The sequence below is a fragment of the Wolbachia endosymbiont (group A) of Pogonocherus hispidulus genome, assembly GCF_964028195.1.
Lineage (GTDB): Bacteria > Pseudomonadota > Alphaproteobacteria > Rickettsiales > Anaplasmataceae > Wolbachia.
In genome coordinates this window covers 1,488,350-1,509,337 of record NZ_OZ034750.1, presented here as the reverse complement: position 1 = coordinate 1,509,337, position 20,988 = coordinate 1,488,350, and the positions used below count along the sequence as shown (strand labels likewise).

Annotated in this window: 17 protein-coding genes and 3 pseudogenes; 8 read left to right on the top strand and 12 right to left on the bottom strand. The window is 34.7% G+C overall.

The window, feature by feature from the left end; all coding sequences use genetic code 11:
- Positions 1–139: 139 nt before the first annotated feature.
- The 4 genes from ABWU58_RS07355 (at position 140) to ABWU58_RS07340 (ending at position 3,058) form a co-directional block, all read left to right on the top strand.
- Positions 140–280, top strand: coding sequence for a hypothetical protein (locus tag ABWU58_RS07355; protein ID WP_019078704.1), 141 nt, complete (start codon positions 140–142; stop codon positions 278–280).
- A gap of 52 nt (positions 281–332) precedes the next feature.
- Positions 333–1,577, top strand: a complete 1,245-nt coding sequence (ltrA, locus tag ABWU58_RS07350; protein ID WP_353276809.1) for a group II intron reverse transcriptase/maturase — start codon at positions 333–335, stop codon at positions 1,575–1,577.
- 53 nt (positions 1,578–1,630) lie between these two features.
- Complete coding sequence (locus tag ABWU58_RS07345) at positions 1,631–2,443, top strand: hypothetical protein (RefSeq protein WP_353283079.1); 813 nt, start codon at positions 1,631–1,633, stop codon at positions 2,441–2,443.
- A gap of 111 nt (positions 2,444–2,554) precedes the next feature.
- A complete protein-coding gene (locus ABWU58_RS07340; RefSeq protein WP_353283078.1) occupies positions 2,555–3,058 on the top strand; it encodes a hypothetical protein in 504 nt (167 codons plus the stop codon).
- Here ABWU58_RS07340 and ABWU58_RS07335 read toward each other — a convergent pair.
- A complete protein-coding gene (locus ABWU58_RS07335) occupies positions 3,033–3,548 on the bottom strand; it encodes an SH3 domain-containing protein (protein WP_353283077.1) in 516 nt (171 codons plus the stop codon). The two genes, ABWU58_RS07340 and ABWU58_RS07335, sit on opposite strands and share 26 nt — an antisense overlap.
- Positions 3,549–3,618: 70 nt before the next feature.
- On the opposite strand from ABWU58_RS07335, the gene ABWU58_RS07330 reads away from it, so the two are divergent.
- On the top strand, positions 3,619–4,893 hold the full coding sequence (locus ABWU58_RS07330; RefSeq protein WP_353283743.1) for a pyruvate dehydrogenase complex dihydrolipoamide acetyltransferase: 1,275 nt from the start codon (positions 3,619–3,621) through the stop codon (positions 4,891–4,893).
- Between the two features lie 69 nt (positions 4,894–4,962).
- On the top strand, positions 4,963–5,595 hold the full coding sequence (locus tag ABWU58_RS07325; protein WP_353283076.1) for a hypothetical protein: 633 nt from the start codon (positions 4,963–4,965) through the stop codon (positions 5,593–5,595).
- A gap of 45 nt (positions 5,596–5,640) precedes the next feature.
- Here the strand turns inward: ABWU58_RS07325 and ABWU58_RS07320 are convergent, their stop codons facing one another.
- From ABWU58_RS07320 to recR, 4 genes are all read right to left on the bottom strand, one after another.
- A complete protein-coding gene (locus ABWU58_RS07320; RefSeq protein ID WP_353283075.1) occupies positions 5,641–6,861 on the bottom strand; it encodes a P-loop NTPase fold protein in 1,221 nt (406 codons plus the stop codon).
- Positions 6,862–6,928: 67 nt separating this feature from the next.
- Positions 6,929–7,060: a hypothetical protein gene (locus tag ABWU58_RS07315; RefSeq protein WP_353283074.1), complete on the bottom strand. Its 132-nt coding sequence runs from the start codon at positions 7,058–7,060 to the stop codon at positions 6,929–6,931.
- Between the two features lie 58 nt (positions 7,061–7,118).
- Positions 7,119–7,826, bottom strand: coding sequence for a hypothetical protein (locus tag ABWU58_RS07310; protein WP_353283073.1), 708 nt, complete (start codon positions 7,824–7,826; stop codon positions 7,119–7,121).
- A 167-nt stretch (positions 7,827–7,993) separates the two neighbouring features.
- Positions 7,994–8,581 carry a recombination mediator RecR gene (recR, locus tag ABWU58_RS07305; RefSeq protein ID WP_353283742.1) on the bottom strand — a complete coding sequence of 196 codons (588 nt, stop codon included), beginning with the start codon at positions 8,579–8,581 and terminating at the stop codon, positions 7,994–7,996.
- Between the two features lie 707 nt (positions 8,582–9,288).
- Between recR and ABWU58_RS07300 the strand changes: the two are divergent.
- A pseudogene (locus ABWU58_RS07300) lies at positions 9,289–9,439 on the top strand (DnaJ domain-containing protein); the annotation flags it as partial.
- 250 nt (positions 9,440–9,689) lie between these two features.
- On the opposite strand, the pseudogene ABWU58_RS07295 reads toward ABWU58_RS07300, so the two are convergent.
- The 7 genes and pseudogenes from ABWU58_RS07295 to ABWU58_RS07265 form a co-directional block, all read right to left on the bottom strand.
- Positions 9,690–10,433, bottom strand: a pseudogene (locus ABWU58_RS07295) (IS5 family transposase).
- A gap of 52 nt (positions 10,434–10,485) precedes the next feature.
- Positions 10,486–12,480: a UvrD-helicase domain-containing protein gene (locus ABWU58_RS07290; protein WP_353283072.1), complete on the bottom strand. Its 1,995-nt coding sequence runs from the start codon at positions 12,478–12,480 to the stop codon at positions 10,486–10,488.
- A gap of 1,115 nt (positions 12,481–13,595) precedes the next feature.
- Positions 13,596–15,746 (bottom strand): AAA family ATPase, encoded by a 2,151-nt coding sequence (locus tag ABWU58_RS07285; protein ID WP_353283071.1) that lies wholly within the window; start codon positions 15,744–15,746, stop codon positions 13,596–13,598.
- Positions 15,747–17,240: 1,494 nt separating this feature from the next.
- Complete coding sequence (locus ABWU58_RS07280) at positions 17,241–18,101, bottom strand: group II intron reverse transcriptase (RefSeq protein ID WP_353283070.1); 861 nt, start codon at positions 18,099–18,101, stop codon at positions 17,241–17,243.
- 53 nt (positions 18,102–18,154) lie between these two features.
- Positions 18,155–19,399, bottom strand: coding sequence for a group II intron reverse transcriptase/maturase (gene ltrA / locus ABWU58_RS07275; RefSeq protein WP_353276809.1), 1,245 nt, complete (start codon positions 19,397–19,399; stop codon positions 18,155–18,157).
- A 52-nt stretch (positions 19,400–19,451) separates the two neighbouring features.
- A complete protein-coding gene (locus ABWU58_RS07270; protein WP_019078704.1) occupies positions 19,452–19,592 on the bottom strand; it encodes a hypothetical protein in 141 nt (46 codons plus the stop codon).
- A 318-nt stretch (positions 19,593–19,910) separates the two neighbouring features.
- Positions 19,911–20,153: a hypothetical protein gene (locus ABWU58_RS07265; RefSeq protein ID WP_353283069.1), complete on the bottom strand. Its 243-nt coding sequence runs from the start codon at positions 20,151–20,153 to the stop codon at positions 19,911–19,913.
- Positions 20,154–20,715: 562 nt separating this feature from the next.
- On the opposite strand from ABWU58_RS07265, the pseudogene ABWU58_RS07260 reads away from it, so the two are divergent.
- Positions 20,716–20,971, top strand: a pseudogene (locus ABWU58_RS07260) (transposase); the annotation flags it as partial.
- Between the last annotated feature and the right edge of the window lie 17 nt (positions 20,972–20,988).

Here is a 20,988-nt window from a genome sequence, read left to right as displayed (position 1 = left end):
CTGATGAAGTGTCGAAAGCGTAGAGACGACGTCAAAACCAGGGGGTAGTCGTTAACCTGGGATGAATCTACAGGGAGCTTGTTTACTGGGTAGGTGGCGTCCGGCATAAAAGTGGCGTGAATCTATTTTAGGCTATTGCATGGAACTACGGGAACCTGTCGTTTCGATGAAAAGGGAGAAGTCCAAAGAGCTGATCTCTGAGGATGAGAGTACCGATGCGAAAAACAGGGGCGGATTAGCTCGTAGTAGCGAAGAAGTTTCTGTAATGGAAATGGAGTGAAGGGGCTAAGTTATTTAGTTTTAATTATTTATCAACCGAAAGGGAGGAGTTAATGAATGAAACAAAGTCTTTTGATATACCAAAGCAACTTATTTGGAGAGCTTATAAACAAGTATCGAAAAATAAAGGTGCAGCAGGTGTAGATGAGGTCTCGATAACAAAGTTTGAAGAAAATCTAAAGGATAATCTATACAAATTATGGAATCGGATGTCATCCGGAAGTTATTTTCCAGAGCCGGTAAAAGCTGTTGCGATACCAAAAGATACAGGAGGGCAAAGAATTTTATGTGTGCCTTCAGTATTCGACAGGATAGCGCAAACAGCAGCTACAATGTATCTTGAGCCGTTAGTAGAACCGAAATTTCACGAAGATTCATATGGTTATAGACCAAATAAGTCTGCGCTGGATGCGGTATACACAGCACGGAAGAGATGTTGGAAAAATGATTGGACGGTAGATCTTGATATATCTGGATTTTTCGACAATCTGGACCACGATTTAGCACTGCAGGCTATCAAGAAACACACAGACTGCAAATGGGTCATACTGTATGTTGAGAGGTGGATGAAAGCCCCCATTCAGCAAGCAGATGGCAGTAGGGTAACAAGGGATAAAGGAGTTCCGCAAGGAGGTTCAATAAGCCCAATCATTTCAAGCATATTTATGCACCATGCGTTTGATATGTGGATGAAACAAAATTATCCAACAGTACCATTTGAAAGATATGTAGATGATGCGATAGTGCACTGCAGAACTAAAAGACAGGCAGGATTTATGAAAGTAATGATTGAAGAAAGATTGGCTAAGTGTAAATTGAAGTTACATCCTGAAAAGACACAGATTGTGTACAGTAAGGATGATGATAGAAAAGAACAATTTCCTAAACAAAGCTTTGATTTTCTAGGTTATACTTTTAGACCTAGAGTAGCAAAGAATAAGATGAGGAATTATTTCATCTCATTTCTACCTGCAATTAGTAACAAAGCCAAGAAGAAGATCAAGAAAACCATAAAGTCATGGAGAATACATCGGATTACATGGACCACACTAGAGGAAATATCGAAGAAAATAGATCCAATAGTCAGAGGCTGGTTTCAGTACTATGGCAGGTTTTATAAATCAGAGATGTATCCATCTCTCAGAAATATAGAGAGATACCTCATAAGATGGGTCAGGACAAAATATAAGAAACTTCGTGATCACGGAAGACTAGCAAAGCAATTTCTAGGAAAAGTGAGAAAGAGGTCTCCAAGTATTTTCTATCATTGGACACTTGGGTTAGGATCAAAAGGCTAAATAATGGGAGCTGTATAAGCCGAGAGGTTTCCGTGCAGTTCTGCGAGAGACTGGTGGGGAAGTTCCGCCGGTCTACTCTCCTATCAATAATGTTTGATCGTGTTGAAATAGAAGCGTGGGGAAGCGGTGAAGCAGGTCATATAAAACGTACACCTAGCGGCTGCGTATCTTCTGTATGTTCCACTGAAAGTAGAGCAGGAATGCCAGGAGATTATATTAAAGCTAAACTGAAAATTGATCCTGATTATCCTATAATTAAGGTGCAAGTCACAGAGGGAGGAGGTAACCAGGAAAGTCGCCTCTCAGACAAGGACGGTGGACCTATTTTTATAGAAATGTGCAATTCGCAGAAGCAACATTGCAAGCCACTGATTACTGTTGCAGGTGGAGGTATGCATAAAATATATGGTCCTCAAAATACAAGTTATCGGGACACAATAATTCATGAACCTAGTTTAAAATTAGGAGAACCAGTCATACTAGCAAGTGCATCGAAGTCTACTGAAGATAATAAAATAACATATATAGAAGATGGTCAAGTCAAGTATACAACAGTAAATTGTGAAAGTAATCTTAGAAGCAATAAACCTGGTGCAGGTGGTTGCATTGATAAAAACAAAGAAATTCATGATGAAAACTCTCCAAGATATATGCAGAAAGGAATTTATGGTAAAGGCTCTCCAGGGTATGTGAAGATTAGACCTATTATAAAGGAATTTGACAAAGAAGAAATAAATGATGCTATCGAAAAAGTGACAAGAGATCTATATGATCTTGAAGCTATGACTGATTTTTCGACGAAGGACCTTAACGTGAATATAAGAGAGAAAGTTGAAGAGGAAATCAAAAAAGAATTGTTAAGGTAAAAAGATATAACTCTGAAAATTATGCTCTTGTTTTAATAATTAATTAAAACAAAGCATGTAGTAAATGGTGTATCTTAACAAAAAGGTATAACGAATGTAGGAGGGTACTTTATGTCTCTAAAGAATAAAATTTCTGAGCTAATAGAACAACAATTTAGCATTAAATACCATGACAATTATTTGGCTTACACTATACACAAGTGGGCTGCAAGTGAAATATCTAATTCTATTGCTCTTTGTATAACTGGCGGTGGTGATTGCAAGATCAAGTATCAAGATATTGCAAATTCATTCAACATAAAAAAAGAAGAAATTGATCAAGGTAATATTGCAAGCATAGAAAGTAAAATAAAAAGCGAAGCTGAAAAATCAGACAGTGAGTTTCTTAAGTTGATTTCTAGAATGGATCAATCGCTAAGAGAACAAAGTGGAAAGTCTATTGTACAAATTTTAGATTCATCCGCTGAGGAGATGTTACAGAGTTTTTGTGACAGCACTATATGGCAAAATAATTCTCCAGAACCTCAAGAAGTTAGTGCAACTCCTGCTTCATCTGAAGAGTCTGCTACAGAAGGTTTGGAAACTACTACTAATCAAGGTCTTTTGCCAGTCTAATCAACTCCCCATATATATGCTTTTTTTGTACCCATGCTTTGCGTTTTGGGGTAGAAAGAAAACACCACTCTTCGTTGCACTTTTCTATTTTCATTACAACAAACTTGTCTATTTTCATAGTAATCTTGCTGTCTACACTCTGTTTTTGATATCCATAAGTATCTTCTTTTATCATTGCGTGGTGCTTACCACTAAGCAGATTGCCTTTTATCCATCCGCAGTCTTCATCTATATCGCAGACCTTTTTCCAACTCTCAAACTCTTCTATCACTTTCAGGGGCAGATTTTTGCAAGTGTATATCCATTTTACAGGATAGTGAAATCCTGGTCCCGTTCTCATGTTGATCTTATTTGATTTGGTTGAAACAAAGTTATTAGCAAACAAGCTATGGCTAAATAATAAAAACAATAGGATAATAGTACTGAACCAAGATCCCAGTGTCACGCACTGGGATGACGTGAGGGATAGTGTAACAGACTTATTCATCATAATTCACGATTAGATTGACATAAGATAAAGAGTAAATTAAAAATTGAATAGATCTTTAAATGCAAAATCAATGCCTATAGAAATATTAATGCCTGCTCTTTCACCGACAATGAGCAAAACTGGAGGAAAAATTGTAAAGTGGCATAAAAAAGAACAAGACAAAGTTGAAGTAGGCGATGTAATTGCCGAGATAGAGACTGATAAAGCCATAATGGAGTTTGAATCTGTAGATGAAGGAGTCATAGCAAAAATTTTAGTAACAGAAGGAACAAGTGGTGTGCCTGTCAATCAACTGATAGCTCTAATGCTGGAAGAAGGAGAAGATGGAAGTGCACTCGATAACTATGTTTCAGCTTCTGCTACCAATATTGAAGTTAAGAAAGAAGTTGAAACCAATCCCTCAGTGCCATCCAATTCCTCAATCAACCCTCCAATGTCATCCCAGTGCTTGACACTGGGATCTAGAAAAGAAGAAGATACTAAGACAACAGAAGGTAGAACAAAAATAAGCCCATTAGCTAAGAAAATAGCTCAAAATGAAGGGGTTAATGTGCAGCAATTAAAAGGTACAGGACCATATGGTCGCATAATTAAGGCTGATGTGTTGGAGTCTTTAGGTAGTGGCACACGCACTGAAAGTTCCGAGGAAGATACCATAGTTAAAGTAAGCAACATGCGCCAAGTGATAGCACAGCGCCTGACTGAATCCAAACAGAATGTTCCACATTTTTATTTAACTGTAGACTGCCAGGTTGATAAGTTAATATCGTTAAAAAACGAGATTAGCTCAGCAGATGAAAATAACAAAGTAACAATTAATGACCTAATCATAAAAGCTGCAGCTTTCAGCATGAAAAAATTTTCTGATATAAATTCTTCGTGGATAGATAATAAAATACTTAAATACTCGAATGTAGACATTTCAATCGCTGTAGCACTTGAAGATGGGCTAATTACTCCTATAGTAAAAAATGCTGATAAAAAGGGTATTTTATCTATATCAAAAGAAGTGAAAGATTTAGTAAGCAGAGCAAGATCTGGAAAATTGAAACCTGAAGAGTTTCAAGGAGGTGGGTTTACTATTTCCAATTTAGGAATGTTTGGTATAAAAGCCTTCAGTGCTATAATCAATCCGCCGCAATCTTGCATAATGGCAGTTGGTGCATCCAAAAAACAACCAATTGTTATGAATGAGAAAATAGAGATAGCAGAAATAATGACAGTAACACTTTCTGTTGACCATAGAACAGTTGATGGAGCATTAGGAGCAAAATTTTTAAACGCCTTTAAGCATTATATAGAGAATCCTCTGGTGATGCTTATTGAAACTGCGGTAACCTATTAGCATTGTTATTACAAAATTAATACCTCTAAGTTTATAATTTTATTAGTTAATAGGTTTAGAGGTAAAAAAATGAATACTACAGTAGAAAAAAATAATCCAAAAATTTTTCCTAAAAATGAAAACTCAAAAGGTATGGTTACTCCACCTGTTCCTCCGAAATCTTCCCAAGCTAAATTTGCTGGAATAAGAGCGGTTTTTGAACAGAATGCACCTCATTTTCAAGCAAATGATAGTAATAAAACAGTGAGTAGCAATCTTGGAAGAACATTTGGCCCAACAATGCAAAAACTCATGGAAAACAACATTCATAGCACTTCTAACAAACAACGCCGCGATTCAGGGGATAGTGGTATATCTTCATGCAGTGATGTTAGTAGCAGTACTCTTGATAAAAAAGCTAAAGCTTATAATCCTCTTGATTGGAATCCAATCTATCAAGGTAAAAAGCGTTTTAGTTTAGACAATATGTCGAGCAACTCGTCTTCGTACAGTGAAAAAAGTAATATTTCAGATATAAGCGATAAGTCTAATAATTCAAACATTGTCAGATGTAATATTACTAGGAGTAACAGTAAGGAAGACCTTCGTAAACCTGATGCTTCACATAATGACAAATCTGCAGGCAAAAAATTATCTAATGTCAATGTAAGCGAATTAATCAGAAAGTTTGAACAAGGTAATAACATAGTAAAGGGGCGTTAATCAAATATTACCCTATCTTTGTATATGCAAAGGTAGGGTATCTTTTCAAAATATTATATTCTTTATAGCTTTGTTAATTTTTGATTCCTTCTCTGCAAAAGCAGCTTCTAGAGAGGTTTTAAGTTTTTCCCATTCCTCTTGACCATTTAGAATTAAAGATTTATATTCATTTTCAATTTTTTCCAATGCTCTTTGACATGAGGAATCTAACTCCTCATACAAATCAGTATTTACTGATTGCAGTATTACCAAAAACGAAAACAAATTTGGAGCAGGTAATTCTTCTCTTGTGTAATTCAGAAGACACAGCTTTATTTTTTTTACGCAGTATTCTATTGTTTTTAACGATAGTAAAAGGCTTTCTGCATAAAATATAAAACTATCTACAATCAAATTTTTTGACTTTTTCGGTAATTTAATATTTTCAAATAGTTCTTTTGTAAATTTTTCTATCGGTTGCTTCGGTAAATGTAAAGAGAGATCAGTAAAAGATTTTAGGTCAAAATTTGGTCCAAGTATCGTGCTAATGGCTTTATGCACATTGCTCTTATCTTTACTTACAGAAATAATGAAAACCAGCCCCTCCACATCAAGCATATACTTTATAGATTCCAAAAAATCGACAACGAATTTAGGGTGGCACACATCAAGATTATCCACCATTATATAAATGTTTTTGTCTTTTCTAATTCTATTAACTACTTTTGCCAATTGTGTTTTAAAATCCTTAATGTTTTCTTCTCTTCTTTGAAGAGTATTCAACTCTCTCAGTACAGAACCAATATCTTTCCTATCAGCCTCTTTTGTAGCGTCAAGCAATACGGAAAGCATAGCAAGTGGAGATTTACTGATCAGCTTTCCTAGTGTGTTTAGAGAAAATAGTTCTTGGTTTATGTTCTTGAACTGTTGTATAACGCTTCTTTTTACTTCATACGATGCAAATAAATCTTCAAATAGAAAATTTAAAAAAGAAGGAAGTGGTTGATCCAGTGCATTGATATCCCATGCGCTATAATAAGCTACAACTTCATTTTGCTGCTTTAAATCTTTTACCCACTCTTTCAAAAAAAACGTCTTACCCCATCCGTCATATCCTTCCAAAGATATCATTGAAAAAGACCCGTCAATTGTTTTAATTATAGTGTTGAATTTGCCTGAAAATTGCTGATAGTTTAGGCAATCACTCTCCCAAGCCATCGTTTTAAGTGGTGACGCTATTTCTTTCTTTTTAAATGTTATAAACGATATAAATTTTTTAAAGCACATAAGACTCTTACACTATATTTTATTATAGTATTTTATAAGTTAAGAGCCAGGCTTATATCACAGTCATTTACTTAAGTAATCCATGTTTTTCTAACACATTAATAGAAATGTTTTTCAAGCTACTTACAGGATCAAACACACCATATGGATCATATGTGATAGTTTTTATTCCTGTTTTTTCTTCTATGCATCTTTCCATGTATTGCACGTAATTTTGTGTAAGATCATCTATTACTTCCTGTGTTTCCTTTAAACTTTTACAATCTTTGAATTCTAGTTACTAGTTGCTCAATTCCACTTTCATAGAATCCAGAATAGTTTTGAATTATAAAACTCCTGTTTTTAATAGCTTTTTGTATTAAAGGAAACATCCCGTTTATATAAGCCAAGCTTCCTGCGTCCAAACTGATATCTATTGTTAACTTTCCTTTTTCCTTCCATAAGTCTATTTTTTCCTCCATGATTTTCCTACTATCACAAGTTTTTATTAATTCTATTAGTGCAGAATTACCATACTTATCAGATACCCAGTCACTATGCACAAAGTTTTTATACACCAGCATTAATGGAAATATAAAGCTTAGGTTATCGATATATCGAGCATATTCGTCTTGATTTAATTTTCTTATTATTTCGCTGAAATTAGGTTTAATAATAATATCCTTATATCGAGCATATTCGTCTTGATTTAATTTTCTTATTATTTCGCTGAAATCAGGTTTAATAATAATATCCTTTAATAAATCTGTTCTTTCTATATTGTGAAAATTAATATCGCTTTTTGTTAAAATAGGCACTTGTAGTCCTAAGTCAATCTTTATATCCTTTAATGTTATGTATCCAATTCGTTTACTATCTGCATATTCTTTGTTAAATAACGCAATGAAATCAAGAGCGGTTGATCTTAATTTTTTGATTAACCAATTATAAGTATTACGTACTCCATCTAGTACAAAAGTTAACATAACTCCCTCACTTTAAAATATTATGTTTTAAGTATATAATGTTTTCAAGATTTAGTAAAGCAACCTTTTAGGCTGAAGTATGTCACTAAAATTTAGTATTTTATAAGTAGTGGTAGTATGGTAAAAAACTTATAGCTTGCTAAAAAGAAATGGAATGACTGTGATAATTATTTAATATCCTGTCTTGAAGTAAGTGCTATCCTCAGCGTTCCTTCATCTAGGTAGTCAATTTCTCCACCCATTGGTATGCCGCAAGCAAGACGTGATATTTTCACATCCAAATTTTTTAGCAATTCAATTATATATTGTGCAGTAACTTGACCCTCTAATGTCGGATTAATTGCAATAATTATCTCTTCAACTTTAGATTTTGTCACTCTTTCCAGAATAGTATCAAGGTTAAGTTCTTTTGGACCTATGCCGTTTATTGCAGACAATCTGCCCCCCAAAACATGGTATAAACCTGAATATATATTTCCTTTTTCAAACGCCCATAGATCACCCAATTCTTCTACTACACACAGTAATTTGTTGTCACGTTTTGGGTTAGTACAAATAGAACAAGGTGATTTAGTATCTAGATTTCCGCAAATCTCACATTCTACTATAAGATCTGCTAGCTCTTTAATCAAAGATACAAGTGGTAGCATAACTTTCTCTTTGTTTTGGAGTAAATGTATAACCAACCTGCGTGATGATGATGGTCCTAAACTTGGCAATTTAGAAAAAGCATGAACTAGATTCTTTATGTTAATGTTCATTCAATAAATTCAGAATAGTTCATCAAATGGTAACATCAAACCCTTTGTAAAGAAAGTGGTAAGTTTCTCTTGATCCCACTTTGATTAGCTATAGAAAAAATTTTTTACTCTAATGCAAAAAATTACTTCCGCACACTTAAAGCCTGATTATAATAGACTTCTTGCATAACCCAAACTAAGTAGAAAAAAGGTATCATCCGAGTAGCTCTCCTTTGTCATCCCAGTGCCTTGACTACTTGGATCTAGTTGAGCTATTTCAACAAAAATACTGCATTTTGAGATGAACGTTTATTTTCACCAGACTTATTTACAAGTATAACAATTAAAGTCTGGATTCCAGTGTCAGCTACTTTTATGACACCATCATAAGGTAAAACTGGATCCAAGTAGTCAGTTACTTGGATGACACCGCTTGGATAGGTCAGCTACTCAGATGACGCCGCCTGCCATGCAAACTGCAACCCTAAATGTTGGAGCACTGTCGTACACTAAGCGCTGTAATGACAATTTTAGTCGCTTCATACACTTATCATGCTAGTCATAACAGAAATAATTTTTACCAGAGATATTTATGAAATAATTGACATAGTTTGGAAATATGTATATTATAGAACATTAATAGTTAGTTAATTTGTAGGTGTAGTATGGCTAGAAAGATTTTGAATGAAAATGAGTATCACGCTTTTAAGCGGTTGTTTTTAATGTTTGGTATTCAGAATGAAGGATGTGGTAAATTCTGGCATTGAGACTGTTAGGAAAGAGTTCAATGCACGATACCGTAAATTATCGTTAAAATATCACCCAGATAAAAACCCAAACAATAAAGAAGCGGAGGAGAAATTTAAGGTTATTGCATTAAATAAGCCATTTTTTGAAGAATTTATAATAGAGCCGTTGGAGAAAGGTCTCAATAAAAGAAATAATTTAATAAAAGAATTACGCGGTAAGTTGTGGAGTCGCAGTTATGAAGAATTGCAAAAATACTTAGATGATAAGCGCAGAAATAAACTCTATAATAAGCAGCAGTCAATTGACAATAATGTAACTGCTTATTCAAAATATTCTTCTTATTCAAATCTCTAAGAACCTGTCTTGAAAGGAGCTAAGCAGCTAATTTAGCAAGCATAATAGTAATCATATTAAAGGAGATATTAGTTTTTGAAGTAAGAGGAATAATCCTTGCTCATACGTCTAAAATTGGAAAGCCAAGCAAAAGTTCTTTCAACAATCCACCGTTTAGGAATAACTTGAAATCCTACAGCATCAGCTGCTTTTTTAGTAATCGTATCCTGTTTTCAATAAACAGTAATTTTGCAATTTACCAATATATCCCTGATCAGCAAAAAACCTTTGTAGCGTTGGAGCTTTTCGTTTAGCTTGAGTAAAAAGATTTAGAGCACCATCACGATCTTGAATGCCTGCACTATGAACATCAGCTGTAATAATTAGGCCTATTGTATCCACAATGATGTGGCGTTTTCTACCCTTTATTTTCTTGCCAACATCATATCCTCTGGATCCCCTTTTTGAGTGGTTTTCACTGATTAATTATTCCTACCGAAGGTATTTCATTTTTGCCAACCATTTTTCTTACCTTTTTTACTAACATATCGTGTATTTCTTCCAATTTGCCACTATTACGCCACCTGAGAAAATAATCATACACCGTTTTCCATGGCGGAAAATCTTTTGGCAGCATTCTCCACTGGCAACCACCTTTCATTATGTATCTTATTGCATTAATAATTGTTCTAATATTGTGTTTTCTTGGCCGTCCTACTGCACCTTGTGCAACACTTGGCTCCAAAATTTCCCATTCTTTGTCACTTATATCACTTGGATACATTTTTACCTACTATTTTTTACTTATCTCATCATATTCTCTTTCTCATTTCTTTTCAAGACAGGTTCTTAGGTCTTGAAGTGTTAACATCCTTTGTGTTATATGAATCACGGATTTTATCAATAGTACTCTCAATCTCTTTCTTACCTGGACATGCTACATTCCATACTTTATTATAAGCTTCATGGGACGTGAATTTGTAAAGAATCACATTCTCAAACTCCAAACCCTTGGCTTCCTGTATATTAAACACAAGTGGAGTTTTAAACAATTTACGAGCATCTTCTTTACTCTCATCATCCAGGACTAAAACAGCCCAATTTACGGACTCAGGTACTTTTTCTGCTATTTCTTGTTCTTTATCCTTAGCAATAAAGCCAACATTACCTGTGTTTTCAGTATCACTCTTTATGAAAAAAGCTTCTTTTTCATCTGCTGTCATTTTGTCTTCTGAAGCAAAACAATAATTCTTAAGGTGTAGTATACGGTTGGCTAATTCAATAACTTGCTTACTATTACGGTAGTTCTTTTCAAGAGTACAAACTCGTAATTCATGGCCACTACCTTTGCGGAGAAAAGACTTTAACCTAGATACAGAGAAAAAACTTGGATGTATCACTTGATTAACATCACCACATAATAAAAAGTTACTCTCGTCTTTTAAACTCTTTAATATCAGACCTAATGTGCTTTCAGTCAAATCCTGCACTTCATCTACAACAACTGCATCATAAACTTTATTAGCCTGCACCTTTTCAACACACTCATGAGCAATGAGACTAGTATCATAATATTCTGAACTTCCTTCTATAAATTTCTTATATTCTTCAAAAAGGGCATAGATCTTTTTTCTTTCCAATTGAGGAAATATAGCTTGTCTACTTCTTAAATTAACATATTGATTTTTTCCTTCTTCTCCCAACAAACCTCCTCCCCCAATCACAGCCGCAAATTCTTCGAATATTTTATCTCCTTCTTTTGCGTACTTCTCAAACTTACCTTTCTTACATTCTTCGTTGAACCATGAAAAAAATGCATTCCTATTGATCGGCTTCTTTCCTTCTACTTTATTTAATTGTTCTTGTGTGTTGTTAAATAATGAAAGAAAATCATTCTTACTAATCAGCTCTTTTCCATCTTTCTTACTAAATTGTTCCTGAACATCACGGAACAACGATAAAAATGTACTTTGAATAGTCGACTTCTTGTTCTCACTTGATTGTTTTTGTGTATTACTCTCTAACCAAGATAAAAGTTCTTTTTGATTGACTGGCTTCCTCCCTTCTACACACTCTTTTATTTTCTCTTTTACATATTCCCTGATTACTTTTTCAAGAAACTCATGAACAGATAAGAACTCAACTCGCTGCGGAATTTCACCAGCAGCTTCATCACAGTATCCATATAATTTTTTTGATTCTTTTACGAGACTTCCGGATTGGGTAATATATAGAATTTTCTTTTTTTCGCCCCCCTCGCACTTCTCTTCTTTTTTAAACTCCTCTTCTATCTTCCTAAGCTTCTCCAAAGCCACTGATGTCTTTCCACTACCAGCAGATCCACTAACAATTAAAGGTAGATTACCAGTATTTTCAACAATTTCTTCTTGCTTTGCACTAAAAGTGATAAATTTACCTAACCAATGAGCTTGTTGAAGATCTTTAATCTTAACTGAGCCTGTACCAGAAGATTTTTCAACGACTCCTTCTTTTGTAACTTTCATTTCTTTTGTTTCTATGTTTTTTGTTTTGCCTGCGTCGCTTAAAAAGTACGAGCTCTTGTAATCATGATCCGGAATTACTTCTAACATAACAAAAACATCTTCGTTTTTGTACCTTACCCATGTGAACAACAACCTACCCTTATCACTTAATTTAGCCCGAAGATATTTAATACCACCCTTACTCGGTATGAGCTTTATACTTCCCTGATATGTACATTTATTTTCACTTAAATCTTTAACTATTGTATTGAACTTTCTTCTTAAAGGATTTCCATTATCACCTAAGCCAGGCTCATTAAAGTTCTCATAATAAAATACAGGACACATAACTTCCCCTCTCAATTTAAGCTATAAAAGTTAACCTAACAGATACTATGAATTGTCGTTCAGACTTCATTTTAATTGCCAAGAGACCCTTAAGGTACTATTCCTTGGGAAAATTCTTCTAGAGATGACTATTTCTTGCCAATAGATCAGCTCCCCTATTAAGACATTGTTTAACCTCACCAAGATTGCCTTGATCTGCAGCATCAAATAGTTCTTGATTAACTTCCCTCATAAACCCTCCAATGATACTAGTCTTTACTTTACATTATAAAGTTGCTACTAAATTATGTAAATTCATTACCTATAGCACAAATATTTTTGATTGCAACAAGTTTTTTTGAGATTATAAATTTTGGCTTTATCAAAAAGAAATGGCAAGAAAGTTAAGCTGTGGTAAATGGGAAAAAATCGGAACTAAAAAAACTACAGCAAAGAAAAGTGCAAGTAAAGTTAGAATCAACTACATAATAATAAAGATTTTATTCCATTGTTTTCAAATAAATCTCTATTAATTTAGCATTGCATACTGTTAAAAACTTAAACAGCTCAATCACTTTCAGCAATAAAAACCAAAGGTTATGAGAGGATTTTGTTGTGGAATCGTTTATTCTAGTATCCTTGACAATGCAACATTCCACAAATCGAAAAAAAGTCAGTAATCTTGCTAAAATGGCATGCTAAAATTCTTTATCTTCTTCCTTATTCTCAAGATCTTAACGAAATTTGAGCATCAGTGGTTACCATCAAGAACAAAAACATTTCTATCTGAACTCCTTTCGTCAAGACTTCGCTTTTTATTCTAACCAAAAAGCCTGTAATTACGTTTTAAAGCGATTTCATATATAAACTTTACCCTTTAACACCTGTAATGCCCTTTAAAATTTGAATAAAAGGCATCTTTAACAATTCTATTACTATAAGGTAAACTTACAAGTAAGTTTAACGTCATTTTTATTCATTGTAAAGAAAAAATTTTGTATGAAGGTTTTTTAGAAAATTCACTTACCTTTCTTAAATGTTCTTAACACCCTAAAAATCTGAATAAATGAAAACATAGGCTTTTTGTGAACAAAAAAGTAATTGCTGTTTTCAGAAACTTTTTTACAGACGGCTTATCATAAAACATCTAAATCCTTAATAGGTAAGACTACACCATTTGCTAGTAAATAATGATGTGTTGGTTTTACTAATTTGTATTCTACTTTACCTTCTATAGAAACCTTAAGTTCCATATCTTTCACACAAAGAAATCCATACTTAGAATTGGTATTGGATATCCCATATTCCTCAGCATTACGAAAGAATTTAATCTGTCCAAGAGTTGCAAGATTATTTATTCTTTCTCTGATATTGCGCTCACTGCCAAGCCCCTCTTCTCCTTCAAAACGCTTTGCAAATTGTCCAGCAGTATAAATATTACCTTGATATGCGCTACTGCGAATTAAACTCAAGATAACCTCATGTTTTCTCATCCGTTCTAAATCCAGCTTTTTGCTATATTGATCTCTGATTATTGGTTCTGAATTTAAAACTGAATTGTCATGTACAAATGCCCCATTTTTCCAGTAAAGTGTCATTTGCCCGTTATTGCACTGCGAATAATTAGATTTTTTACGCGATAAAATTCTCTCATCAGGAGAAGCATTAGCTTTATCTGGTCTAGTCAAATACCAACGAGACCTTACTGTATTATTCCATGCTGTTGAACCACCTGTACCAGTTTTACGTATCATTCCCGAATCAGAAGGGTGAGCAAGCAATAGAACCGCTCCTTTTATTACTTGAGCTATGCGACCACAACAGGTTTGAATAAATTGTCTTACATGAGAGCGATCGTTTTCATTACCTCCAAATAGGTCTGCTGCTGTATCTAATACCACAAGCTTCGGCTGAAACGATTCAATGTCCTCAAGTAACTCTTGAAAGTAAGTAGTTAATTGACCAGTATCTTTGTTATTAAAAACCATAAGTTGATTATTGTGCCCTGCTCGGGACCATAAGCCAACATTATCCTGAAAATCAGAAGATTCCATACCTGATTGATAAAATTCATTTATTGCGCATTGCCGACGCCAAAGTTCTTCTTCATCGTCTTCACAGAACACACCGTATGTCTTTATTTGTTCTAGATCTATTCCAAGCCAAGGTTTACCAGCAGCAGCGGCTGTCATTAGTTGTTGAGCAAGGAGAGATTTTCCAACACCACCATCACCGTAAAGAGCTGTAACACTTCCCACAGGAAGCCAATCCTTAATAATCCATTTTCTCTCTGGAGGGGTGTTGGTCCAAGCTGTAGTATCAATCCTTTTTGACTTTCTCGGAGAATAAGGGCTTTTATTGTTAAGAATAAATTCTTCAACGTTCATTCCTTCTAGCACACCGTCTGCAACATCCCAAGCGTTTGGTTTGTCTTGAGGAATCTTGAGAATAGAAAGTGATGCAACTCCAATATCCAAAAGCTTTTTTCCAACTTTTTCAGTGTACTTTTCCCCAGATTCATCATTATCTGGCCAAATGATAACATGTTTTCCCTTAAGTGGACTCCAGTCGGTTTTCTCAATAGGTGCATTTGCTCCAAACATTGCTGTTGTTGCAGTAATTCCTTTCTCTATGAGCGCTTCTGCACATTTTTCCCCTTCTACAAGAATAACTTTCTCAGATTTTAAGATTTCTGGAATGTTGTAGAGTGGCCTTATATCCGGTTCGCCAAAACTCAGCTTTTTAACATCAAATGGACGATATTCTTTTTTTCTTTTAGGTGGATCATATCGGTAGACTATGACGATAACTTGGTTGTTCTCATCGTAATAGTTCCAGCTACAAGTCATGTATTGTTCTAGATCTTTGATACTTCTTCTCTCTCTAGTATGTTTCTTTCCAAGCCATTCACTTATTGAAACCATTACCTCAGAAAACTCTGTTTTGGCGTTTTTTCTATGCACAGCCGCCCAAAGGTCGATAATGTCACCACCGTCTCCGGTTGCGAAATCATTCCATAACCCGGCTTTATTGCCACTTAATTCTACTCTTAAACTTTTTCCTTTATTACCCCAGATATCACCTACTTGAAACTCATTTCTGCAAAAAGTGCCATTAGGTAGTAAGTAAGAAAGGCATGATCTGATGTTCAATAATAGTTGTCTTTTTATCTCTTCTACATCAAATTGCTCTAATGGTTCTAAATGTGAGACAGTATTGTTAAAATCATAATATTCATCATTTGAAGTATTTTTTTGTTTGACATCAGTTAAAAAATCTTGTATCATGAATTGAAATTCCTTTTAAAGTTAAGTGTTTGAAAGGTTTTTGGGTAAGGCTGTTTTGATTGGGGTCTTACTCTTTGTTGTTAAGGGAAAGCTATGGTGGGAGGTCTTTTGGCATATGTTTTACGCCTAAGTGAAAAGTATATTAAGAAAGTTTTTCATTGGTTGGCTGCTTTAGTAGGTTGTGAGGGTATTGAAGCTCTTTTTAATTAAGAGATAATCCTCTACGCCTATTCTACAGTATTTTTCTTACTATGTCAACTTCTTATTAAATAAAATAATCATAAAGTCATAATGCTTCTATTTTGTCACATTGATATATTACATACTACTAATATGTAATATATATTATATATAAGGAAATTTACCATTTAACATTTTGGCTAAACCTCCCCATATACGCAGCTTTGAGGCTGATTGGCAGTTTTGCCAAATGAAATCTTATTTGCCATTTGAAATTCCTTTAAAGTATTGATTTTCCTGCATTTCTCTTTGTAAGTTCATTTGGTTATTTGGTAAGTTTGCCAAATGATTTGCATTTTATTTAAAATAAATTAAAAAAAACTAATGTTTTCTTTCTGCTGTATAGTTCATAATGGTGTCTTTGGAGGTTAGGAATAGTTTGATTTAAGGTGGAATTATAAGCGAATAGAAAAGTGTTTGTACCCCTACTATAGTAATACCGGATTTCTTACGACTTTTTCCGGAGAGAGTAGAAGGTTTTTTCCGAAAGAAAGTAATAGTATACATGTTTACTCCTTTTATGAAAATATATGGATTTAATGCTTTCTTGCTATATATATGTTCACCAAAATTCCAAAAACTGTTCAATATTTTTGAAAAAACTTTAGGGGCCTATAATATATACAGGATTCGCTTGTTTTTCGTCCAAAAAATCTTATATATATACGCGGTCCGTTCTAAATTCGTCCAAAATTTTAAGAAGTAAGATTTTAGATTACGCTGATTTTAGGCAGTTTAAGCCAGTTTAGATTATAAAATGAAATCTTATTAAGCTGAGAAGTGGGCTATTGTAGAGGAGTTTAGTATAATTTAAGATTACAAGTTAAGCAAACTGCTCCAATACCATAAAAGGCTACTCCTTGACTGATTTTATATATTTCTTAGTTTAGAGAAAAACCTTATAATATATATATTATTATAAATAATAATATAAGGTATACACATACCCTATTTATATATTATATTTTTCATTCCTATTTATCCTTTAATCAACCATTGATCATCAATGAAGTTTAAGGAATTTAACCAATTAATTGTCTCTACTGCAACTAAATTCTTTAAACCGTCTTTAGAAGGCTATTATAACTTATTAATGAGCTAGATAGAGGGGAGTATCTGTTTTATCAAAAATTCATGTGACCTCTTCTCAGCTCCAGTAAACAGTTATTGTTACCTAAGGAGAGAAAGTCGCCTTTCCCCCCTCGGCTTCAAAACCGGACTTAACAGTTTCCCGTTATCCGGCTTCTCTGTAATTCAGTGCTTGTCACGCAGACTTCCGTGTAATTGGTCATGACAATGCTTATGTAACAAGGATAAGTTTTTGATGTTATTATTGAGTCTATTGCGGTCCTGATGATGCACATGTGCTAAGTCATCAAATCTAAACCAAAGATGACAATAATTACATTTACCTTGTTGTATCTTCAATAGTTTTATTACTTGTGGCGATTTTCCTGGAATTGTGCTCAAACGACTTCCCCAGTATGGCCAGTCTCCATCATAAGGAGATTTGGTTCCTCTCACTTTGATATGCCATCTACTGGCATATTCTCCATGTTTTGTAATACGTATTCCGTTACCTGTCATAAATCTCCAATTTTCGTTACCATACCTTTTAAAGTATTTTCTCTTAATCCAGCATCCTCCTTTGTTTGGGTGTCTATATTTTGCCCACCTCCAAAGTTGGGTGTGCATAATCATATCCATTGAGTTAAAGATTTTGCTTGAGACTGCCGAAGTGTAGTACTGACACCATCCTCTAACAATTGGATTGAGGTTATTTATTACAGCTTCTTGCGATTCGCCTCGCATTTCCCTTAACTCATGTTTAATAACCAGCGTATGCTGTTTAACAGAACTACGACTTGGTTTAATCAATAACTTGTAACCTTTCTTACTTTTCACTGGATATTGTCGTATTGTGAAACCAAGAAAATCGAAGCCTGGTTTCTGTCCATTGGAAAACTTGAGAGTGTGAGAGATCTTTGTTTTTGAAGGTTTTAGCTCTAACCCGATAGTTTTTAACCAACTTTCGACTAGCTCCTTAGCCTTCAGAATAATCTCTTCACTCTCATGTATGATAACAAGGAGAGTAGACCGGCGGAACTTCCCCACCAGTCTCTCGCAGAACTGCACGGAAACCTCTCGGCTTATACAGCTCCCATTATTTAGCCTTTTGATCCTAACCCAAGTGTCCAATGATAGAAAATACTTGGAGACCTCTTTCTCACTTTTCCTAGAAATTGCTTTGCTAGTCTTCCGTGATCACGAAGTTTCTTATATTTTGTCCTGACCCATCTTATGAGGTATCTCTCTATATTTCTGAGAGATGGATACATCTCTGATTTATAAAACCTGCCATAGTACTGAAACCAGCCTCTGACTATTGGATCTATTTTCTTCGATATTTCCTCTAGTGTGGTCCATGTAATCCGATGTATTCTCCATGACTTTATGGTTTTCTTGATCTTCTTCTTGGCTTTGTTACTAATTGCAGGTAGAAATGAGATGAAATAATTCCTCATCTTATTCTTTGCTACTCTAGGTCTAAAAGTATAACCTAGAAAATCAAAGCTTTGTTTAGGAAATTGTTCTTTTCTATCATCATCCTTACTGTACACAATCTGTGTCTTTTCAGGATGTAACTTCAATTTACACTTAGCCAATCTTTCTTCAATCATTACTTTCATAAATCCTGCCTGTCTTTTAGTTCTGCAGTGCACTATCGCATCATCTACATATCTTTCAAATGGTACTGTTGGATAATTTTGTTTCATCCACATATCAAACGCATGGTGCATAAATATGCTTGAAATGATTGGGCTTATTGAACCTCCTTGCGGAACTCCTTTATCCCTTGTTACCCTACTGCCATCTGCTTGCTGAATGGGGGCTTTCATCCACCTCTCAACATACAGTATGACCCATTTGCAGTCTGTGTGTTTCTTGATAGCCTGCAGTGCTAAATCGTGGTCCAGATTGTCGAAAAATCCAGATATATCAAGATCTACCGTCCAATCATTTTTCCAACATCTCTTCCGTGCTGTGTATACCGCATCCAGCGCAGACTTATTTGGTCTATAACCATATGAATCTTCGTGAAATTTCGGTTCTACTAACGGCTCAAGATACATTGTAGCTGCTGTTTGCGCTATCCTGTCGAATACTGAAGGCACACATAAAATTCTTTGCCCTCCTGTATCTTTTGGTATCGCAACAGCTTTTACCGGCTCTGGAAAATAACTTCCGGATGACATCCGATTCCATAATTTGTATAGATTATCCTTTAGATTTTCTTCAAACTTTGTTATCGAGACCTCATCTACACCTGCTGCACCTTTATTTTTCGATACTTGTTTATAAGCTCTCCAAATAAGTTGCTTTGGTATATCAAAAGACTTTGTTTCATTCATTAACTCCTCCCTTTCGGTTGATAAATAATTAAAACTAAATAACTTAGCCCCTTCACTCCATTTCCATTACAGAAACTTCTTCGCTACTACGAGCTAATCCGCCCCTGTTTTTCGCATCGGTACTCTCATCCTCAGAGATCAGCTCTTTGGACTTCTCCCTTTTCATCGAAACGACAGGTTCCCGTAGTTCCATGCAATAGCCTAAAATAGATTCACGCCACTTTTATGCCGGACGCCACCTACCCAGTAAACAAGCTCCCTGTAGATTCATCCCAGGTTAACGACTACCCCCTGGTTTTGACGTCGTCTCTACGCTTTCGACACTTCATCAGTGGTTCACTTGCGTTCGTCTCTCTATTTCATACATGACACATAATTGTGCCTTTTCCATAACGCTCACTACCTTAGCTCTTTACCAAAGCAGCTTATGGCTGTTTGAAGCCTGCTCTTGCAAACCGGCTCCGAGGGGCCCTCCCTCATCTACTGCACAGCTTCAACACTTTCCGTGTTTCTACGGCGCACAGTCGTCCCAGTAGTTTAATTCTTCACCAAAGTAAGAACATAGCGCCTCAATTGCAAACACATAAAGCTCATCCGAATGATTGGATTGGTTGAATATTAAATCCTTCAAAGCACTTTCATCATCAGAAGAAAGTAATTTTAAAACATTCTCGTATAAATGATTATCATTCGAACCGATTGCTTTTTCGAGATCTTTAGCCCTAACTGCATAAGAAGTAATATACGTTCCCATTTTTTATTGTACTAATTGATTATCCTATTAGAGGATATACTTCTTCTTCTAATGATGTCAATCCTTTTTGCTCAAAGCTATGAAAGAAAGAAGATAGGTAGATGGCGCTTATATACAAGAATTGGAAAGGGAATTGTAGGGGTAAAAAACGAAAGAAAAGATTATAAAATAAAGATAAAGTATACTATTTACTTAGTTCGTGTTAAAGAAGCGAATAAAGATAATTTTCCTTGCAAAGTTCAATGAGTCAAGAAATATTCAAATAGCTTATGGGTCTTATAAAACCATTTATGAAGTCACACGATTTTACTAAAATAGGAGTTAGAAAACGTTATCTTGAATGCAATCAATAGAAAACAGGTCTCCCTACGTTTTTTATAACTACCTCTGTAATATACTTTAAAAGCCCAACAAATGGATTTATGTAAAATCCCGTAATATTTGTCATAGAATAAAATACTGCAACAAAACATAGTGGGTATGTAATACAACTTCTTATCTAAGAGGTTGTCCGGAAACTAGTAAAAGGCTATAATATCTGAAATTTTAGTACGGGGTAAAGATGAGAAAAAAGTATCCAACAGATCTAAGCGAAAGGGAATGGGCAAGAATAGAAAAACACTTCAGAGTATCATACAAGAAAGGAGGAAGGCCGCCAAAGTATAGCAAAAGAGAAATATTAGAAGCAATTTTCTATGTATTGCGTACAGGGTGTCAATGGCGTTATTTACCAAATGCTATGGAAGACTGTGTATGAGCAGTTCAGGCAATGGAAGAAGCAGGGAATTTTTGAGAAAATGAATTATGAAATTACACAAATAAAAAATTTTTAAAA